The 19,121-nt window shown below is 47.4% G+C and carries 15 protein-coding genes; 6 read left to right on the top strand and 9 right to left on the bottom strand.

Annotated elements, in window-relative coordinates:
* Positions 1-107: 107 nt before the first annotated feature.
* Positions 108-1,346: a M16 family metallopeptidase gene (locus KUA50_RS12360; RefSeq protein WP_218455791.1), complete on the top strand. Its 1,239-nt coding sequence runs from the start codon at positions 108-110 to the stop codon at positions 1,344-1,346.
* A gap of 1,317 nt (positions 1,347-2,663) precedes the next feature.
* On the opposite strand, the gene KUA50_RS12355 is transcribed toward KUA50_RS12360, so the two are convergent.
* The gene (locus KUA50_RS12355) at positions 2,664-5,132 is read right to left on the bottom strand and encodes a hypothetical protein (RefSeq protein ID WP_218455790.1); all 2,469 of its coding nucleotides are present in this window, start codon (positions 5,130-5,132) and stop codon (positions 2,664-2,666) included.
* A gap of 484 nt (positions 5,133-5,616) precedes the next feature.
* Entirely contained in the window at positions 5,617-7,299 is a 1,683-nt protein-coding gene (locus KUA50_RS12350) for a hypothetical protein (protein WP_218455789.1), read from the bottom strand.
* Positions 7,300-7,763: 464 nt separating this feature from the next.
* Between KUA50_RS12350 and KUA50_RS12345 the strand changes: the two genes are divergently transcribed.
* Positions 7,764-7,919, top strand: a complete 156-nt coding sequence (locus KUA50_RS12345; protein WP_218455788.1) for a hypothetical protein — start codon at positions 7,764-7,766, stop codon at positions 7,917-7,919.
* Between the two features lie 316 nt (positions 7,920-8,235).
* On the opposite strand, the gene KUA50_RS12340 is transcribed toward KUA50_RS12345, so the two are convergent.
* From KUA50_RS12340 to dapB, 4 genes are all read right to left on the bottom strand, one after another.
* Positions 8,236-8,949: a WbqC family protein gene (locus KUA50_RS12340; protein ID WP_218456011.1), complete on the bottom strand. Its 714-nt coding sequence runs from the start codon at positions 8,947-8,949 to the stop codon at positions 8,236-8,238.
* Between the two features lie 245 nt (positions 8,950-9,194).
* Positions 9,195-9,668, bottom strand: a complete 474-nt coding sequence (locus tag KUA50_RS12335; protein WP_022111311.1) for a S26 family signal peptidase — start codon at positions 9,666-9,668, stop codon at positions 9,195-9,197.
* Positions 9,669-9,698: 30 nt separating this feature from the next.
* Positions 9,699-11,147, bottom strand: a complete 1,449-nt coding sequence (lepB, locus tag KUA50_RS12330) for a signal peptidase I (protein WP_218455787.1) — start codon at positions 11,145-11,147, stop codon at positions 9,699-9,701.
* 130 nt (positions 11,148-11,277) lie between these two features.
* Positions 11,278-12,039, bottom strand: coding sequence for a 4-hydroxy-tetrahydrodipicolinate reductase (gene dapB / locus KUA50_RS12325; protein WP_022111309.1), 762 nt, complete (start codon positions 12,037-12,039; stop codon positions 11,278-11,280).
* A gap of 382 nt (positions 12,040-12,421) precedes the next feature.
* Here dapB and KUA50_RS12320 point away from each other — a divergent pair, with 382 nt between their 5' ends.
* From KUA50_RS12320 to dusB, 4 genes are all read left to right on the top strand, one after another.
* Complete coding sequence (locus tag KUA50_RS12320) at positions 12,422-12,823, top strand: acyl-CoA thioesterase (protein ID WP_022111308.1); 402 nt, start codon at positions 12,422-12,424, stop codon at positions 12,821-12,823.
* Between the two features lie 52 nt (positions 12,824-12,875).
* On the top strand, positions 12,876-14,171 hold the full coding sequence (locus KUA50_RS12315; protein WP_218455786.1) for a DUF2851 family protein: 1,296 nt from the start codon (positions 12,876-12,878) through the stop codon (positions 14,169-14,171).
* Between the two features lie 110 nt (positions 14,172-14,281).
* Positions 14,282-15,409, top strand: coding sequence for a DNA-processing protein DprA (gene dprA / locus KUA50_RS12310; RefSeq protein WP_218455785.1), 1,128 nt, complete (start codon positions 14,282-14,284; stop codon positions 15,407-15,409).
* A 181-nt stretch (positions 15,410-15,590) separates the two neighbouring features.
* Complete coding sequence (gene dusB, locus KUA50_RS12305) at positions 15,591-16,580, top strand: tRNA dihydrouridine synthase DusB (RefSeq protein ID WP_218455784.1); 990 nt, start codon at positions 15,591-15,593, stop codon at positions 16,578-16,580.
* Positions 16,581-16,793: 213 nt separating this feature from the next.
* Here the strand turns inward: dusB and ybeY are convergent, their stop codons facing one another.
* The 3 genes from ybeY to ruvB all read right to left on the bottom strand — a co-directional run bounded on the left by ybeY (position 16,794) and on the right by ruvB (position 18,879).
* Positions 16,794-17,228, bottom strand: coding sequence for an rRNA maturation RNase YbeY (gene ybeY / locus KUA50_RS12300; protein ID WP_006848933.1), 435 nt, complete (start codon positions 17,226-17,228; stop codon positions 16,794-16,796).
* A gap of 126 nt (positions 17,229-17,354) precedes the next feature.
* On the bottom strand, positions 17,355-17,843 hold the full coding sequence (gene coaD / locus KUA50_RS12295) for a pantetheine-phosphate adenylyltransferase (protein ID WP_218455783.1): 489 nt from the start codon (positions 17,841-17,843) through the stop codon (positions 17,355-17,357).
* 1 nt (position 17,844) lies between these two features.
* Positions 17,845-18,879 (bottom strand): Holliday junction branch migration DNA helicase RuvB, encoded by a 1,035-nt coding sequence (gene ruvB / locus KUA50_RS12290; protein ID WP_022111302.1) that lies wholly within the window; start codon positions 18,877-18,879, stop codon positions 17,845-17,847.
* Between the last annotated feature and the right edge of the window lie 242 nt (positions 18,880-19,121).

Genomic DNA, 19,121 nt, shown 5'->3' with positions numbered 1-19,121 from the left:
ATAGCTGATATTTTTGGATAAATTACATTTTAGATGTAACTTTGCACATTAGAAATTTGCACAATGAATTTTGCACATTGATTTTTGTACATTGATTTTGCATAGAAATGAAATACAATACATATACACTCGACAACGGACTCCGCATCATCCATCTGCCTTCCGATAGCAAGGTAGTATATTGCGGTTATCAGATAAACGCCGGCACCCGCGATGAGGAACCTGGCGAAGAAGGACTCGCCCATTTCTGCGAGCACGTCACCTTCAAGGGCACTGAGCGGCGCAAGGCGTGGCACATTCTCAACTGTCTGGAGAGCGTGGGCGGCGACCTCAATGCCTACACCAACAAGGAGGGCACCGTATATTATTCTGCCATCCTGAAGGAGCACATCGCCAGGGCAGTAGATCTGCTTTCCGACATCGTGTTCCACTCCGTCTATCCGCAAGCAGAAATCGACAAGGAGGTGGAGGTGATCTGCGACGAGATTGAGAGTTACAACGATTCGCCTGCCGAACTGATCTATGATGAGTTTGAGAATATCCTCTTCAAGGATTCGTCCTTAGGACATAATATCCTGGGCACTGCCGAGCAGGTTCGCTCCTTCACTACTGAGGATGCGCTGCGATTCACCCGCAAGCTCTATCGCCCCGACAATGCGATATTCTTCGCCTACGGGGATATTGACTTCAAGAAGCTGGTGAAGCTTGTCGGGAGGGCACTCGCAGATGATGATTCGGGCAAGCTTGCTGCAGGAATTCTCCCTAAAAATTATCCATCTGTGGGGGAAGAGATTGCCGGGCAGACGATTGTGATGCAGAAGAATACCCATCAGGCGCATGTGATGATAGGAACAAGAGCCTACGATGTGAACGACGACCGACGAATGCCACTCTATCTGCTCAACAATATCCTCGGCGGACCGGGCATGAACGCTAAACTCAATCTCGCCTTGAGAGAGCACAACGGACTGGTCTATACCGTGGAAAGCACAATGGTGGCCTACGGAGATACGGGAACCTGGAGCATCTACTTCGGTTGCGATGAACACGACATCAAGCGCTGCCTGCGACTGGTGCGCAAAGAACTGGACCGGATGATGGAGAAACCGCTCTCCGACTCCCAACTGAAAGCTGCCAAAAAGCAGATTAAGGGTCAGATTGGCGTTGCCTGCGACAACCGTGAGAACTTCGCCCTCGATTTCGGTAAGAGTTTCCTCCACTATGGTTGGGAGAAAAACGTTGATTGCCTCTACGAACAGGTGGAAGCCATCACCAGCCAACAGATTCAAGACGTGGCAAGGGAACTTTTCGACAAAAACAGACTCATCACCCTGATTTTCAAATAATGTGTGTGTCATAAATCACATTCTGTGATATCTGTAGGACTATGTTTTTAGGTTTCCTGCCCTTTCTTGTCAGCCATAAACAGAGCTTATTACAGATTTTCAAACGGGAAACAGATGTGCTACGACAAAATTATAAAAAGCGCATCTGTTTTCCTGCGACAAAATGATAAGGGAAAAGTCGAGACTGATGCGACAAAATTATAATGCCGAAAAGATCATTTACGACAAAAATGATAAGGGAAATGAGTGGCTGTGACAAAATGATAAAGTGTAAAAAGCCATTTGAGACAAAATTATAAAGGAAACTGCTGCACTATAAATGAACTGCTACGACATAGTTATAAAGCTGCTACGACAAAATGATAAGGGAAAAAAGAACTGTTAACTGTTGACTGTTGACAAATAAAGGCAACTGCGAAGAGAAACCTACAAAACCCCTGCAATTGCCTTTTATATTACCTATTGAATTAATAACTGCCTTTTTAAACTTTCAAAACTGATTTTCATCCGGTTCGGCCAACAAACAGAACTATATGATGCATACAGACCATTCCTGAAGCTTTATAGACCTTTTCCGATGCATTACAAGCCTTTATGAAGTTTATCTTTTCAGAAACCCAACCGCAATAAAACAAAAAAAGGAGCATCCTGCCCCCAATTGCGGAAGCCCATTTGGCTTCCTCTTCGTTCAAAAACTACTTTCAAACGCGGAGACTTTCATCTCCAATTCTAACTTAAACGCAGGGATTCTCATCCCAAACTCTAATGAATGCTGGGATTCTCACCCCAATCTAACTAAACTTTTTTTTCGAAGCCCATGACTACGGCTCCGTTCGCATGATTCCCTCTTAGGAAACCTTCTTGGCTAAGCCTAAGCGAGGTCGTTCTTGATTGCACCAACCTCAGCTGCAACAGCTACCAATACTGCGAAAACCATACCTAAAACTAACATAATTTTTACCTTTCTTTTTTTAAGAGATTGCTTCCCGAAGAAAGACAACCTCAAGTTATCCTAATAATCTTTACCTATCTCTATATTGAAAACTCCGAAGAGCCTGTCAACTTTCATTTGTTATCCTATCTGCAATCTTTTGCCTTTATCTTAACTTTTCCAGCAATCTTTTCATGCTCTTCTTAGCAATCTCTTCATGCCTTCCAAGCTCGTTCTATGCTTATCCTAACAATCTTTTATCCTTATTTCTTATTTCTGGTGCAAAGGTATAACTTTTTGTGTGCGCGCACAAATAATTTAAGAGAAAAGTTTCCATACACCCCGATTTTTTGATTTAAGTCAAAGAACCGGGGTGAATAGCATCTTTACGCAGCTACAACAGGCGTACCGTAGCGACCATATTTATTGGTGAACTTCACAGTCTTGGAATAAGTGCCGTCGGCATTCTTCACGATATGGCCTCGCTTCACCCACATACTGAGCAGGGAAGCCAGTCGGCCTGTCTTGCCATGGGCCTGATAAACCACCTGAATATCCTGCAGAGAGAATGTATCAGGCACATAAGCTAAGAGATTGCTCGGACCGCTGCAGCGAGTCACCATGCGATTGTCGCCATCTATCGCCTCCTGCATCTGGGCTCCGAAGAAACGCATCTTACACCAGAGGTCGTACTTCACCGTCCATTCCACGAAATCCTCGATAGACTTCTCCCATCTCTCGCCATTGGCCAGATAGAGCACCATGGCCCTGCGGAAGCCATTAGCCAGGGAGCGCTTGGCAAACTCAGCATAAGCCTTGTTGTCGGCCAGCTGGGCAGTCTCCATCACGTCAGCCTCCAGGCGCTCTGCCAACTGGCGCGCCTTCTTGCAATCCACCATGCCCTGCGCACCGTTCAGACGGTGGATGTAAGGCAGAAGAGTGGCTCTGAAGAGTGCATCATACTCGCCTACTACAGGACGTGGAGCGAAATCGGGACGGATGATGGTGGCAAGTGAAAGGCGGCTTACGGCGCCATCTGCCACCTCTCTCAGACTGAAGAATTTCTGCGTCACGGCGATGGTAGAACTTGCATTCCAGTTGAATCGGGTCTTCACACGGGCAGTTACACTCTTGGTTCCCACGCGCTCCTGTCCGTCCTCAGAATTGTCCCAGCAGAGGCGTACAAGCTGACTTGGGTCGTTGAACTTCTTGAGCATATCCACCTCGTCCATCTTGCAGTAGAGATAGCCGTTGCCTGCCTTCTGCGCATCATCGAGGCGCTGGATATAGGCAGCACGGGTCAGGTCGGGCGATACGATGCGAATATAGAGACCTTCCGGGCGCACAGGCTTCTTCTTGTTGTCGCCCATGCAGTTCACCTCGTCCTTCCATTCCTGCTCCTTCTCGCGGCTTATCTTGTCCTGCAGAGCCATGTCCTCTACGATGCAATCGATAGGTCCGTTGACGAGTGATTTGCCGGAAGACATCGGTGCTATGAGGAGATTCATGATGGCAGCCTCGTGCACCTGATTGTCGATGTAGCGGAAGTTCACACCCTTGAGATGGGCGGCAAGAGCCGGGAAGACTGCCATGGCTACGGCTGGCTTGAAATCGGCAGGCACCTTGCTGGTGAGCAGTTTCATCAACTTAGGCAGACGGGCTGGCAACTGCGGTGGAACTGGAGCATAAATGCCGGAATCTTCTGTGGCCTGCTGGGCAAGGAATCGCTTGCGGGCTATCTCTATAGCATGCTTTACAAGTTCCGGAACCACAGCCGTCTGGTTCACCTTGCAGGCGCTCTCCACGGTGGCGAAAGCCTTGTTCTCGTCCTCTCCGAAAATGTCGATTACCTGCTTGATCCATTCAGCATCGCTATTACAGATGTAGCGCAGGAGGCACGCTTCACGGAAGATAAAGTTGTTGCGGGAGCCGTGGGCAGGCGCACCGCCCATCACTTCGACAAGCGCCTTGACAATCGCTTCATAAGGCACTCCCTCATAAGTCTGCTCGTATTGGTTTGCATTTCCGGTTCCGTTCCCTGCACCATTCCCTACTCCGCCGGTAATAGGTTCAGAACTAACTGTTGGGCTCCCCTTTACAAATTGCCCTTTTGAAGAAGATGAGGAAGAAGCCAAAGCTCTTCCATCAATATCGAGCCCTCTCTGGCGATAAGCCTCACGGTATTCAGCGATTTCATTTTCAGAGAGGCGCTTGTACCAGTTGTCAGCTACATAGATTTCGCTGGCAGCATCCGTGATGAAGATGATGCGCTCAGGAGTGATGCAACTCTCATCCTCGGTGGCGTGGATCAGCTTGCAGAAAGCAGCCTGAGCCTCAGCGATGGTCATACCTACAGGAATGCGGATGTCGATGTGAGCCTTGCCACGGGCTGAGCGCTCGATGTGGAGCACCTTGCCTTGCCATAGGCGCAGGTCGGCATCAGAGAACTCCTGGGAGCGATGCTTCATCTCTTCCTCAGAGAAGAACATTCCGTTCAGGAGAAGGGCTCTCTTGACTGCTTCCTCTACCTCGTCGAGATGGTCGATATCTACGGTAGTCTGAAAGGTAAAGGACTCCGGGTCGATGCTTTTCTGGGCACGATGATCGTCGAAGAAATGGAAGTAGTGAGGAGAACGGAAAGGCAACTGCTTCTTCAGCTCCTCTATCTGCTTGCCGATCTGCTCATACTGAGGCTCTCCTGCTTTTGCAGCCTCCTGCATCTTCTGCTGCTGGGCAGTAAGGTCACGAATCTGCCCTACGAGCTGAGAAAGCCAAGGCTGACGTGTCAGTTCCTTGTAGTAATCGAAGAGATAGGAAGAAATCTGTCCCTTGTTTCCATTTCTACTTGAGTTCATGGCAATCAAGCGATTGCTTAAGTGTTTTAAATTTGTGTATTCTTTCATTTTAAAAAATTAAAAAGATTAAACAAAACACCTCCTGACTTTCAAAAGGCGGTGCAAAGATAATACAAAAATCGACTAAAAACAAACTTTCGCCCACCAGATTAAACAGCGAAACGAGGCGAACAAACGCTGGAATAAAAAAGTATAAAAGTTGAGATATTGGGAATAAAAACTGACGACTCTGGCATAAAAGTTGAAGTTCACTTTGAAGAAATAAGGAATATGCTGGAGTTTCCAGGCATATTCCTTATCTATTCCCACTTAAACGTTAATGAAGTTTAAGAAAAGAAGAAATAATGGGAGCAAAAAGAGTGAAGATGTAGGTCTTATTGCCTGAAGAACAAGCCAAAAAGCCATGATTTTAACTCCTTTGCCCCCAAATGAGCAAATTTCCCCTATTTTATATACTTATAAACAAACAATGCAAAAAAAAGTCTTAGTACTCATTAAAAAATTCACCTACATTGACTTTCATTTCAAAAGCATGCTTCTGGACACTTTTCTGAAAGGCGTCAATAATATCCAAATAACGATAAAACTTAGCATTCTGAATCTTGATTTTATCTGGCTTCAGAGTTTTCCATCTCTGGGCTGACTCATATAGGAGTTCATTGCAGGGTTTAGCCTGCTCCAGGTCCTTCTTCTTGCAAGGTGACACCGCATCACTGTCAAACGGATGAAGACGGGCTATGAAATCGCAGAATGGCTGCAGGTCGTTCCTGGTGAAAAATTTCCAGTCCGACAACAGATGGAATATCGGATACCAGTCGGACTGCTTTCGGATAAGCAGTTCCTGGGTATTGGGGTTCCTACGGACTGCAATTTCCTGCACACAGATTTCCATCACTTCCATCTGCCTTGCTCTCTTCGGATTCATTTCCTTACCTCCTGGCACATGCCGGAGCCTCAGCGTCTTCATCTCTTCGAGCGTTTCCAGGTCATTATACTTGCCCCAGCACTTCACATCATTCACGCGATGGTTCATAATCATGAGGATGATGCCCGAGAGCAACTGCTTCATCTGCTTGCGAGGCAAGTGCTTGTAGTAGATTTCCCGGAGGAAATCCACAGGGTCGGCCTTGAACTTGCGGTACATATCGTAAGGGAAAGCCTCCAGTTCCTGCTCTATCTCGTCCAGGCGGTCGCTGTAATCATAGGTTCCCGTCTGCTTCCGGAGCAGATCTATAGGTGTCTGGATGAAGAAATTCCGGGCAGACTCGTTTCGGAAATCCGAGCAGGTGATGAAGCCCATATCGGATAGGAGAGTTTTTCGCTGCGAGAGGAAACGGTCATTTTTCTGGAGTTGCAGCAGGGTCTGTATATGCTTGCGGAGATTCGTCATCTCGCGGGAATAGTCGAAGCGGTGATTGTTCATGAAGCAATCCAATTGCAATTCAGCCTCCTCTGCCAGCATATTCCGTTCGCTGATCAGCTCTTGAAACTCATCCTGCATTTCCTGTACTATTACCCTTCCTTTGCTGTCTGTCGGATAGCGAGAAAGGGCAATGAACTGCGCCGTAAAGTCCTCCAGTGCATCCTCCAGCATGTCAGAGCAGTCTTCCACTCTTGCCAGCTTGTCGATGCTATAAAGCGGCCCGCTATAGTGCCATTTCTCCAGTTCCTCGTCATTATAGATATGCTGATAAGCCTCCTTGAGCGCCTCTGGCATTTCATAGAAACTGCCGTTTGGGCTCATGGTTACAATCTTGCCTCCGCTCACTTCCAGTTCTTCAGCGGCAGAGATTTTTGCACCGGAAGACTGTCCTGAATCAGCAGACTGTCCAGCACCGGCAGAGAGTTCATTCGGGATGTGGCATTTCAGTCGGGCTTTGAGATAGATTCCCGTTCCGTCTTCCTTGGCGCCATAGCCCATGCAGAGAGCACGCAGCACCTTGCGTCCGGAAACTTGTCTGATGGCGTGGACATCTTCCAGGTCTTGCACTGCCACATACCCTAAGAAGAGCCTTCCGTCGTACACTTTTACGGCGAGCGAGTCGCAGGCATTCTGTTCTTCAAACACGAGTTTCAGCTGCTTTCCCGTAGCCGTTCGCACATATTGGAGGCAGTCCCCTTCTATGTCGTTATGGGTAAGTCCCACGATATTAATATTCAGTTTCATGCTTATTGATTTTTAGGATTAGCTAGTTTGTCTATTCAGATTTGCTAGTTATCGTTCTAATTATTTGTTGCCAACAAAAGTACTACATTTTTATGAAACGACAAAACAATCCCAGATTTTTTTTGAGAGGGGAAGACGATAAAATGAGAAATGAGAAATGAAGTTAGCAAGCTATATGGGGTATCTGTCAGAGACCGCAAGGTCTTTTCCGATTAAAATTCCGTGAGTAATCGTATAAGCAGGAATGCTCTGATTACTCCGTGAAATCCGATGAATAAAAAATCTCCGAATAAAATTCCGATGAATGAAACATGGGAAACAGAGAAGATGAGGGGGATGAGGAGAAAGAGAAAAAAGTGCCCCTATCATGAGGAAAAGAGGTCGACTATTATGATGAATATTGGCCGTAATAGAGGGCTCAAAAGGGGGGTATAAATCATAATAAAAAGACATAGAAGGTTTCTATGAAAAACGAAGAAGGATTCAATGAAAAATACAGGGAAGAGGAGAAGAGGGATACAGGGAAGAGGAGAAGAGGGATACAGGGAAGAGGAGAAAAAGACAAGGAAGATGAAAAGAAGAAGACAAGAAGGCCATTTGAAGATGAGAAGAAAGACTAAGAAGAATACAAGAAAACGCAAAAAGATGCAAGAAAACGCAAAAAATGCAAGAAGGCGCAAAAAGTGATTGCAACAGAGTTAACAGTTAACAGTTCGATTTCGATACTCGGAATGGTTTACACCTTATTATAATAAATAATATATATATATATACTTTTTTATAGATGGGGGTGGGGGTACGCAAAATATAACTGTTAACTGTTAACTGTTGCACTTGATGCTGCTTGATCTGCCTGATCTACTTGATCGGCTTGATGAAGCTTGATCTGCTTGATGATGCTTGATGATGCTTGGTGATGCTTGGCAGGAAGCTGCTTTACAAATAGAATATCGCCTCGTTGCCTTCATTGAAAAGCAGGTCGAGAATGCTCATGTTGGGCAGGAAACCATGCTTCTGCTCATACACCTGATAATAGCGCTGAGGTACGAATTCTGCATCAGGAAGAGGCTTTTTCGGACGAATCGCATCACGGAAATCCCTTATTTGAGCGTTGAATGTTGAGTGTTGAGTGTTGAATTGGGCTTGCGCCTCTGGGCTATTGAATTCTTCACTCTTCACTCTTCCTTCTTCACTTCCATCGCTCTTCATTCTTCGTTCTTCACTTAAAACGTATCGGTCTGTAACCGAGACTTTCGGACGGATGTCGAGCAACTCTATCATCTTCTCCATGATTTCCATATTGAAATCAAAGAGGAATTCGTATTTCTTCTCGTAAAAAGGGCGGATGTCGTCCTGATAATACTCGAAGAAAGGACTCTCACCATAAGCCGAGAGAAGCGCATTCCAATGCACGTGGCGCCAGTTGGCATGGTCGGAAATGCGAATATCCTTCATCGCCAGCGAAGTGTCGTGATTGGTAGGAATGGTGAGGGAAAGAGGACCATTGGTGGTAGGAATGATCATACGGTTGCGGTAAGTCTGCTTGATAAAGCTCTCATGGCGCTCTATCAGGCATTCCTCATAGCGGTTCAGCTTCTGATACCACTGCACAGGACCGAAATACGTGGAAGATAATATTGCTTTCAAAATCTTTTTATTTTTATTTCTGGGTTCTTGAAATTTCTTTCTCTTATCTATTCTATAAAATGAAATAGAACAACTTGATTGGAATAAACCAACTGATAAGAACTGGTTCAAAATAAAAATAAACTGTCAACAGTCAACAGTTAACAGTTTATTTTTCTATACTTTTCCTTTCCAAGAGGAGCCGATTTTAGTTTCTCTAAAAGAGCCGAACTCTAAAGAACTAACTCTAAAGAGCTGAGCCGTCCCCTCTAAAAGAGTTTATATGCTTTTCCGATAATCTGATGCTTGTGGACAATGGTTTTTCCTTTCGCTGTGCGCACGAGATAGAAGCGGCAATCCTTACAACCGCAGCGCTTGCAGCAGATGGTAGGAATGACGTATCGCTCCCTGCCCATGCGAATCGTATCACCAGGCATCTGCTCGATGACTCCGATGAAATTGGCTTCCATCCAGCCCCGCACATAAGAGCCTTCCTTCTCCCTGCCCGTATATTTCGACTTCGGAGTAATGAGGCACTCCACAGAATCGGTGAAAACTATCGTCTCGCCACGGCTGAAAATATCGCAGTCAATCCTGTTCACTATCACTCTGTTGCCCTCCTTCAGCTGGGGAGGAAGCCCACCTTCGGGCACAGAATAGACAGTGAATACATAGGTGCGGATGCCCCATGCTAAGAGCAATGCCAGCACCAATGAGAGGAGGAACTTGAATGCTATTTTCAAACCGTCTGAGTCTTACTTTTGTTATCGACCTTACTTGATGTTATCGACAAACTTGAAGAGTCGGTTCCAGCGAATACCCGAGAAGCCCGGATGGTCTGGACTGTGGCTCCACCAGATGAAGATAGGTTTGCCCACTACATGATCCTCAGGCACAAAGCCCCAATAGCGGGAATCGGCTGAATTGTGGCGGTTATCGCCCATCATCCAGTAATAGTCGAGCTTGAAGGTGTAACTCTTCGCCTGCTTGCCGTTGATGAAGATGCGGCCCTGGCGGTCCACCTTCAGGTCGTTGCCCTCATACACCTTGATGCAACGCTCATATACAGGCAGATTCTTCAGCGTGAGGGCGATAGACTGGCCCTTCTTAGGAATCCATACCGGACCGTAATTATCGCGCGTCCAACCCGTATAGGCATTCAGCGGATAGAGGTCGCCATAAGTAGCATCGGTATTGATGGAGATGCTCTCCACCAGATTCTTGTTGGCCTTCAGAGCGAGATAAGCCTTGCGGGTAAGCGGAATGGCACCCGACTGGTTGTAGGTCAGCAAGTCCTCATTGGTAATGCCCAACTCGTCTGCCAAATCCATCGGGAACTCGCCCTTGAGCTTCATCTTGTAGGTATATTGCACATTGTCAGGCTCCTTGTTGGCCTTGCCGTCCAGATATACAATGCGATTCTTGATCTGCAGGGTCTGTCCTGGCAAACCAACGCAGCGCTTCACGTAGTTCTCGCGGCGGTCGGTAGGTCGGCTGATGATGTCGCCATATTCGCCCGGATTGCTCACGATGTAGCTTCTGCCCACCTGGTAAACCTGCTCGAAATACTGGCGCTGCTGCAGCGGATTCATCTGTCTCACGTCCTTGGAAAGTCCGTTCTGCTCCAAAATCTGCTCGCCGAATCCATACACCATCTGGTAGTAATCCTGTGCCTGATAGCGCTCTTCATTCACCAAAGTATCGCCCGCAGGATAATTGAACACCACGATATCGTTGAGCTTCACATTGCCCAATCCCTTCACACGGCGGTAATCCCAGTGAGGCCATTCGCAGTAGCTCTTCACGTTGACCAGCGGCATGGTGTGCTGGGTGAGAGGCATGGTGAGTGGAGTCTGAGGAATACGTGGACCGTAGCTCACCTTGCTCACGAAAAGATAGTCGCCCGTGAGAAGGCTCTTCTCGAGAGATGAAGACGGAATCACATAGTTCTGGAAGAAGAACAGATTGATGAAATATACTGCCACGAGGGCGAATACCAGGGCATCTACCCAGCTCATGATGAAGCGTACAGGCCCCTCTGAGTCCTTCCACCACTGCCAGCGTATCTTCTTGGTAATATACACATCAAAGATGAATGGCACTACGATCAGTCCCAGCCAACTCTTCAACCAGATGAGGAATGTAAGGTACAGTACTATCACAATGGCAAACTTCGTCCACTGCACCTTCATATTCAGTTTTTGTTTCTCTTTATCTATCATTTTTTTCTCTTTTTTCTGCTTATCAGATCAGAACTTTATAGAAGAACTGTTAGAAGGCTCCATCAGAACATAACCCTGAGAAGCCAAACTGCACTTAATCTTTAGAACCAATCTGAACTTGTATTATCATTTAGAACTTAAAGAGATCTGAAGTAGTAAGCAGACCGGAATGGTTGGCTGTGAACTCAGCTGCAAGCACAGCTCCAAGCGCGAAGCCCTTACGTGAATGAGCACTATGCTCGATGGTAATCATATCGGCATCAGAATCGTACATCACGGCATGGATTCCAGGCACCTCACCATCGCGCACGCAGTTGATTACCAGGTCCTCATCAGTGATGTTCTGATCGCCCTCATCGTGATGACCGTCCTCAGTCCAGTAAGTCACGCCGCGCTTCCAGTCTTTCTTGCGGTCGATATTGTCGATGATTTCCTCTGCCAGGGTGATGGCTGTGCCAGAAGGAGCATCAAGCTTATGTACGTGGTGGGTTTCCTGCATACATACAGAGTACTGTGGGAACCCGTTCATAATCTTAGCCAGATAGCGGTTGACGGCAGAGAAGATAGCCACACCGATACTGAAATTAGAGGCCCAGAAGAGGGTCTGCTTACCATCGGCGCAGAGTTTCTCCACGTCTTCCTTATGGTCTTTCATCCATCCGGTAGAACCCGAAACCACCTTTACATTGTGGGAGAAAGCCTTGAGATAGTTGCCGTAAGCGGCAGTAGGGTTGGTAAACTCGATAGCCACATCCGCAGAGCAGAACTCCGGGCTGTCGATATCTTCAGGGTTATTTACGTCAATCTTACATACGATTTCATGGCCACGCTGCAAGGCGATCTCTTCGATCATGTGTCCCATCTTGCCGTAGCCTATCAAAGCTATTTTCATTGTTATCTTGTTTTTTTGTTTATTCCTTTCGGCAAAAATAATCAAAAATCTTGGAAAAACCGATTTATTTGTAGAAAAAAGCGCATTATTATAGTAATAAATAGAAAATTTTGCTTATTTTTGCAGTGATTTGGGGCAAAATCGTATGATTCTAAACATTTAGCCTACTTCTGAGAAGAATTTGAAAGACATTCTGAAGGAATAAAAAGGGCTTCTCCAAGAAGAAAAGCTTCTCCAAGAAGAAAGGACTTCCTCAAGAAGAAAAGACTTCCCAAGAAGAAAGGACTTCCCAAGAAGAAAGGACTTCCCCAAGAAGAAAGGACTTCCCTAAAGACAAGAAGAAAATAAAAGATATGCTGAAAGAATAAAAAAATAAGAGATTATGAGCAAATATATATTTGAAACAAAGATGGAGGTGCGCGACTATGAGTGCGACATAGAGGGAATCGTAAACAATGCCAACTATCTGCACTACATGGAACATACGCGCCATCTCTTCCTGAAGGAATGCGGACTCAGCTTTGCAGAAATGCACAATAAGGGCGTGGACGCAGTAGTGGCTCGCATGAACCTGCAATACAAGGTGCCGCTGCAGTGCGACGATGAATTCCTCTCCCGCCTGTGGCTGGAAAAGCAGGGCGTAAGATACATCTTCCATCAGGACATTTTCCGTGCTAACGATGAGAAACTCTGCCTCAAGGCTACCGTGGAACTGGTGTGCCTCATCAATGGCAGATTGGGTAATAGCGAAGACTACGACAAGGCTTTCGAGCGCTGGCTTTAAAAACCAAATCTTTTGAAACCAAATCTTTTGAAACCAAATAAAGAAAACTATCATGGAGCAATTACTTCACTATGTATGGAAACACAAGCTGTTTCCACTTTCTCCTCTCCATACTACCGACCATCGGCAGGTGGAAGTCATCGACCCAGGACTGCACAACCGCAATGCGGGGCCCGATTTCTTCAATGCTAAAATCAAGATAGACGGAATGCTCTGGGTGGGCAATATCGAAATACACGACAAGGCGAGCGACTGGTATCTGCACGGACACGAGAAGGACGAGCGATACGACAACGTGGTGCTCCACGTATGCGGAATCATCGACCTGGAAGCCCGCAACTCCAAGGGAGAACCCCTCACGCAGATGCAGCTCAGCATACCCGAAAACGTGCTCCGACACTATCAGGAACTGCTCTCCATCGACCAGTATCCACCCTGCTATCAGATTATCCCTGCCCTCACCCGACTCTCCGTACACTCCTGGATGAGCGCCCTGCAAACCGAGCGACTCTCACAGAAAACAGAAGCTATTGCCGAGAGAGTGAAGAAATGCAATGGCGACTGGGAAAACGCATACTTCATAACCCTGGCTCGCAACTACGGATTCGGCATCAACGGGGAAGCCTTTGAGCAATGGGCTCTCTCCATCCCCCTGCACTCGGTAGATCATCACCGCGACGACCTCTTCCAGATAGAAGCCATCTTCTTAGGACAGGCTGGACTGCTCGAACTGTCAACCATCCCCGAACGCTATCAGAAAGACGCACTGAACGACGGATATTTCTCCAAACTCAGGAATGAATACCTCTATCTGCAACATAAATTCTCGCTCGCGCCCATAGACTACAAGCTCTGGCGCTTTCTGAGACTGCGCCCGCAGAACTTCCCCCACATCCGCATCTCCCAACTGGTCAACCTCTATTTCCGACGCCAGGCAAGTCTCAGCCATCTGCTCGAAGCCACCACCGTGAAGGAGGTCATCGGAGTGTTGAAAACATCGGTTACACCCTACTGGGAGACGCATTACACCTTCGGAAGCGAGAGCATACGCAACGAGAAGCACATATCTCCTTTCTCGCTCAACCTGCTCATCATCAACACCGTCATTCCCATCCTCTTTGCCTACGGACGGCACAGAGGTGAGGAAAAGTACTGCGACCGGGCTTTCGAATTCCTGGAGGAACTGAAGGCTGAAAACAACCATATCGTGAGAATGTGGCAGCAATGCGGACTGGAAGTGGAAAACGCCGGAGACTCGCAAGCCCTCATCCAACTGAAAAAGGAATATTGCGACAAGAAGGAATGTCTGAGATGCAGGATAGGATATGAGTACCTGAAGAGAAAGTGAAGAGTGAAGAACGAAGAGTGAAGAATTCTACAGCATGTAGGGAAAGCCCTTAGCTCTCAAAGGTGCAAACCTAACTATTAAATTACAAACAATAAATCAAAAACAACACCGTGGATCAACAAGAAATTTTAAATACGATTCTCCTCACAAGGCTCAACTACTTCAGCCTTGCGGGAATGCTGGAACTATATAGAAAGGTAGGCTCCGCCACGCTCATCATGGAGCATAAGAACAATCTCCGTGACATCCTGCCCGATGCCTCAGATAAACTCGTGAACGCCATCCAGAATAGCGATGAGGCAAGAAAAAGGGCTGAAGTGGAACTGGAATACGACCTGCGCTACGGCATAGAACCCCTCACGATGAACGACGAACGCTACCCCAGCCGACTCAGAGAATGCGATGATGCGCCGCTCATGCTCTTCTACAAGGGCAACGCCAACCTGAACCAGCAGCGCGTCATCAATATCGTGGGAACCCGCCATTGCACTCCTTACGGCGAGGATCTCATCCGCCGATTCGTCACCGAACTGAAGCAGCTCTGTCCACAGGTTCTCATCGTGAGCGGACTCGCCTACGGAGTGGACATCAATGCCCACCGACAGGCGCTCGACAAGGGGTATGAGACGGTAGGCGTGCTGGCTCACGGACTGGACGACCTCTACCCCAACCGCCACAAGGAAACGGCGCTGAGGATGATAGAACAGGGTGGACTGCTCACAGAATTTCTGACCCAGACGAATGCCGACAAGATCAACTTCGTGCGCCGCAACCGCATCGTGGCAGGAATGTCGGATGCCTGTATCCTCATCGAAAGCATGGCCCACGGAGGCGGCCTCATCACCTGCCAGATTTCCCAGTCCTACAACCGTGATGTCTTCGCCTTCCCTGGCAGGATAGGCGACTGCTATAGCGAGGGTTGCAACAATCTGATACGCGACAATGGAGCCACACTCCTCACCTCTGCCGCCGACTTCGTGAAGGATATGGGTTGGCAGGATGACGCCAAGCTGATGCGCGCCAAGCAGCAGGGCATTGAGCGCAGTCTCTTCCCCGACCTTTCTGCAGAAGAACAAGCCATCGTGGATGTTCTGTCAAGAAACAACGACCTGCAGATCAACATGATTTCCGTGCAGAGCGGCATCGACATCAGCCGCCTCGCCGCCCTCCTCTTCACATTAGAAATGAAAGGGCTCATCAGGACATTGGCTGGAGGAATGTATCATCTTTTGAAGTGAAGAGTGAAGAGTGAAGAATTCAAGTGTGAAATTGCGCTTATTCTACTCTTTCTTCTTTTATTTCAAAAATTTGATGTAATTTTGCAGCCGCAAAAATGATAACAAAAAGGACACAGAGTACAATATATCCACAAAAGCTATTGGATTCTTCACTCTTCGTTCTTCACTCTTCACTTAACTCATGAAAATAGGAAATATAGAATTTGGCTCGCAGCCTCTCTTCCTCGCTCCGATGGAAGACGTAACGGATATTGGTTTTCGCATGCTCTGCAAGCGATTCGGAGCAGCCATGGTTTATACTGAGTTTGTATCGGCAGAAGCTTTGGTGAGAAGCATCAAGAGCACCGTCAGCAAGCTTACGATAAGCGATGAGGAGCGCCCTGTGGGCATTCAGATTTACGGCCGCACCACCGAGGATATGGTGGAAGCTGCAAAAATTGTAGAACAGGCTCATCCGGACGTGATCGACATCAACTTCGGTTGCCCCGTCAAGAAAGTGGCAGGAAAGGGCGCTGGAGCTGGTATGCTCCGCAATATTCCTCTGATGCTGGATATTACAAGAGAAGTGGTGAAAGCAGTCAATGTGCCTGTAACCGTAAAAACCCGACTGGGTTGGGATAATGACAACCTCATCATTACCGACCTGGCTGAGCTGTTGCAGGATTGTGGCATCCAAGCCCTCACCATCCACGGCAGAACCCGTAGCCAGATGTACACGGGAGAAGCCGACTGGAGCCTCATCGGAGAGGTGAAGAACAATCCCCGCATTCATATCCCAATCATCGGCAACGGCGATATTACGACCCCGGAAGAAGCCAAACTTGCCTTCGACCGCTATGGTGTAGATGCTGTGATGATTGGTCGCGCCACCTTCGGAAGGCCTTGGATTTTCAAGGAAATCCGTGATTATCTCGACAATACCGGTGCCGCCCCACTGACCGTAGATGAGAAAATCGACCTTCTGGAAGAGCAGCTCCGCATCAATATCGAGCGCATCGACGAGTATCGAGGCATTCTCCACACCCGTCGCCATCTGGCCGCCTCCCCTATCTTCAAGGGAATCCCTGACTTCAAGCAGACCCGCATCGCCATGCTTAGGGCCAACAAGGAGGATGAACTGAAGGAAATCCTGAAAGAATGCCGGGAGAGAATAAAGGCAATACAAATATAGACTTGTTTACGGCGGATGGTAAACCCGCCGAACCATAAAAATAAATAAAGGGAGACTCCAACCATCAGCGTTGGAATCTCCCCTTTTTATTAGTTCACAGTCAACAGTCAACAGTTAACAGTTGTTTTTTCTATACTTCTACTGGGAAAAAGAAGAAACCTATCTTCCTCAAATTATAGAAGGGTTTTACTTCTTCAAACTATAGAGGGAGCTTTACTTCTTCAAAATCGAAGCACCTTCGAGCAGGGCGAGCGCCTTGTTCTCGTTCTCCTCCATGATTTCTCGCTCTCCCGGGCCTTTGTCGTTGATGCCACAGAGGTGCAGAATGCCATGGATGATGACACGGTGAAGCTCATCATCATAGGTTTTGCCAAACTGCTCGGCATTGGTACGCACGGTATCCAGCGAAATCACGATGTCGCCATTAATGACATCATCCTCATCGTAATCGAAGGTGATGACATCGGTATAGTAATCATGACCCAGATACTCATTATTCACTTCGAGAATCTTCTCGTCATCTACAAACATATAGCCTATCTCTCCCACCTTGCGACCATGAGATGCAGCTACCTTGCGAATCCAGGCACTGGTGTCGCGCTTCTTGATCTTTGGCATTTTCACGCCATCTACATTGTATGTAATCATACTTTTTCCTCCTATTTTTATCTGTTATTTCTTAATTGTTTTGTTATTCCTTCATTCTTTATTTCTCCAAGGATTGCACGTCACTTCTCGATTCATACGATGAAGTTAGTAGGTGCTTCATTCCTGTCACACTTTCGCCTTAGGCAGGAATTCATCCACTTCTCTTCCGAAGAATCTCAACTCCCTGACGAGCGTAGAACTGATGCTGCTGTAGCGAGGATCGGAAAAAAGAAGAATGGTCTCTACATCACCCAACTGCTTGTTGATGTCAGCCTGCTCACGCTCATACTCGAAATCCTTGGCACTTCTTACGCCTCTCACTAAGAACTTGGCTCCCAGACGATGCGCCAGGTCGATGGTAAGGTCATCGTAGGAAACCACCTCCAGGCGGAATCCCTTAGAAGCATCTCCTGCATCCACCAGTTCTGCACATTCCTTCGGGAAAACAGCCTTGATGTCCTCCACACGCTTCTCTATCTCCTCGTTAGCATGCTTCAGCTTGCTCATCGCCACGGCAATCACAAGCTTGTCAAACATCGGCAGAGCACGCTCCGCAATGTTCTGATGTCCTATCGTAAATGGGTCGAATGTACCCGTAAATATTCCTATCTTCATATTACTCAAATAAGTCTCCCTGCATCACATTCCCTGCATAAGGGTTTCTGCCCAGATGGTCGTAGGCAAGTTTCGTAGCCATTCTACCACGCGAAGTGCGCTTGATAAAACCCTCCATGATGAGGAAAGGCTCATACACTTCCTCTACCGTGCCCGCATCCTCGCCGATGGCTGTGGCTATGGTGCCCACGCCCACTGGTCCGCCACGGAACTTGTCGATGATGGTGGTGAGAATCTTGTTGTCTATCTCGTCCAGACCGTACTGGTCGATGTTCAGCGCCTTGAGCGCCATTTGCGCAATGTCGTAAGTGATGGTTCCGTTACCCTTCACCTGGGCGAAATCTCTCACGCGGCGCAAGAGCGAATTGGCAATACGAGGCGTTCCGCGCGAACGGCGGGAGATTTCCACCGCAGCCGCATCCTCGATAGGCACTTTCAGGAGCATTGCACTTCTCCGGATAATCTTCTGCAGCGTCTCCGGATCATAATACTCCAGATGGAGATTGATGCCGAAACGGGCACGGAGAGGGGCTGTGAGCAGTCCGCTTCTGGTTGTAGCGCCCACCAGCGTGAAAGGGTTCAGATCTATCTGAATGCTTCTTGCCGAAGGTCCTTTGTCTATCATGATGTCGATGCGGTAATCCTCCATCGCCGAATAGAGATACTCCTCTACAACTGGCGAGAGACGGTGGATTTCATCGATGAAAAGTACATCATTCGGCTCCAGGGAAGTCAGGATGCCGGCCAAATCGCCCGGCTTGTCGAGCACAGGACCTGAGGTAATCTTGAATCCCACACCCAGTTCATTGGCGATGATGTTGCTCAAAGTAGTCTTACCCAGTCCTGGAGGACCGTGCAGGAGCGTATGATCGAGTGGTTCGCCACGGTATTTGGCAGCCTCAACAAAGATTTCGAGATTGTCCACCACACCGCTCTGTCCGCTGAAGTCAGAGAACTTCAGTGGTCGCAGTGCCTTCTCGAATTCCTTCTCGGCGGGCGTAACCGACTCATTTCTTATGTCAAAATCTTCGTTCATTCTTTGTAATTATCGATAATTATGGTGCAAAGATACAAGTATTTAGGGGAAAGACAAAATAAATAAACCAAAAAGTGAGAATAGGAGGAATACTTTTTTCATTGCTCACTTGCAAGCCTTTTGTGCGAAAACGAAAGGATAGACACATTAAATGCTTATAAATCGCAATTATTTCCAATAATATTTTGTCATATTAGAAGAAATCTGTAATTTTGCACCCGAATTTGAAAGAGAGGAAGCAA

Source organism: Segatella hominis (assembly GCF_019249725.2).
Classification (GTDB): Bacteria; Bacteroidota; Bacteroidia; order Bacteroidales; family Bacteroidaceae; genus Prevotella.
This window is presented reverse-complemented; position numbering and strand designations above follow the sequence as displayed.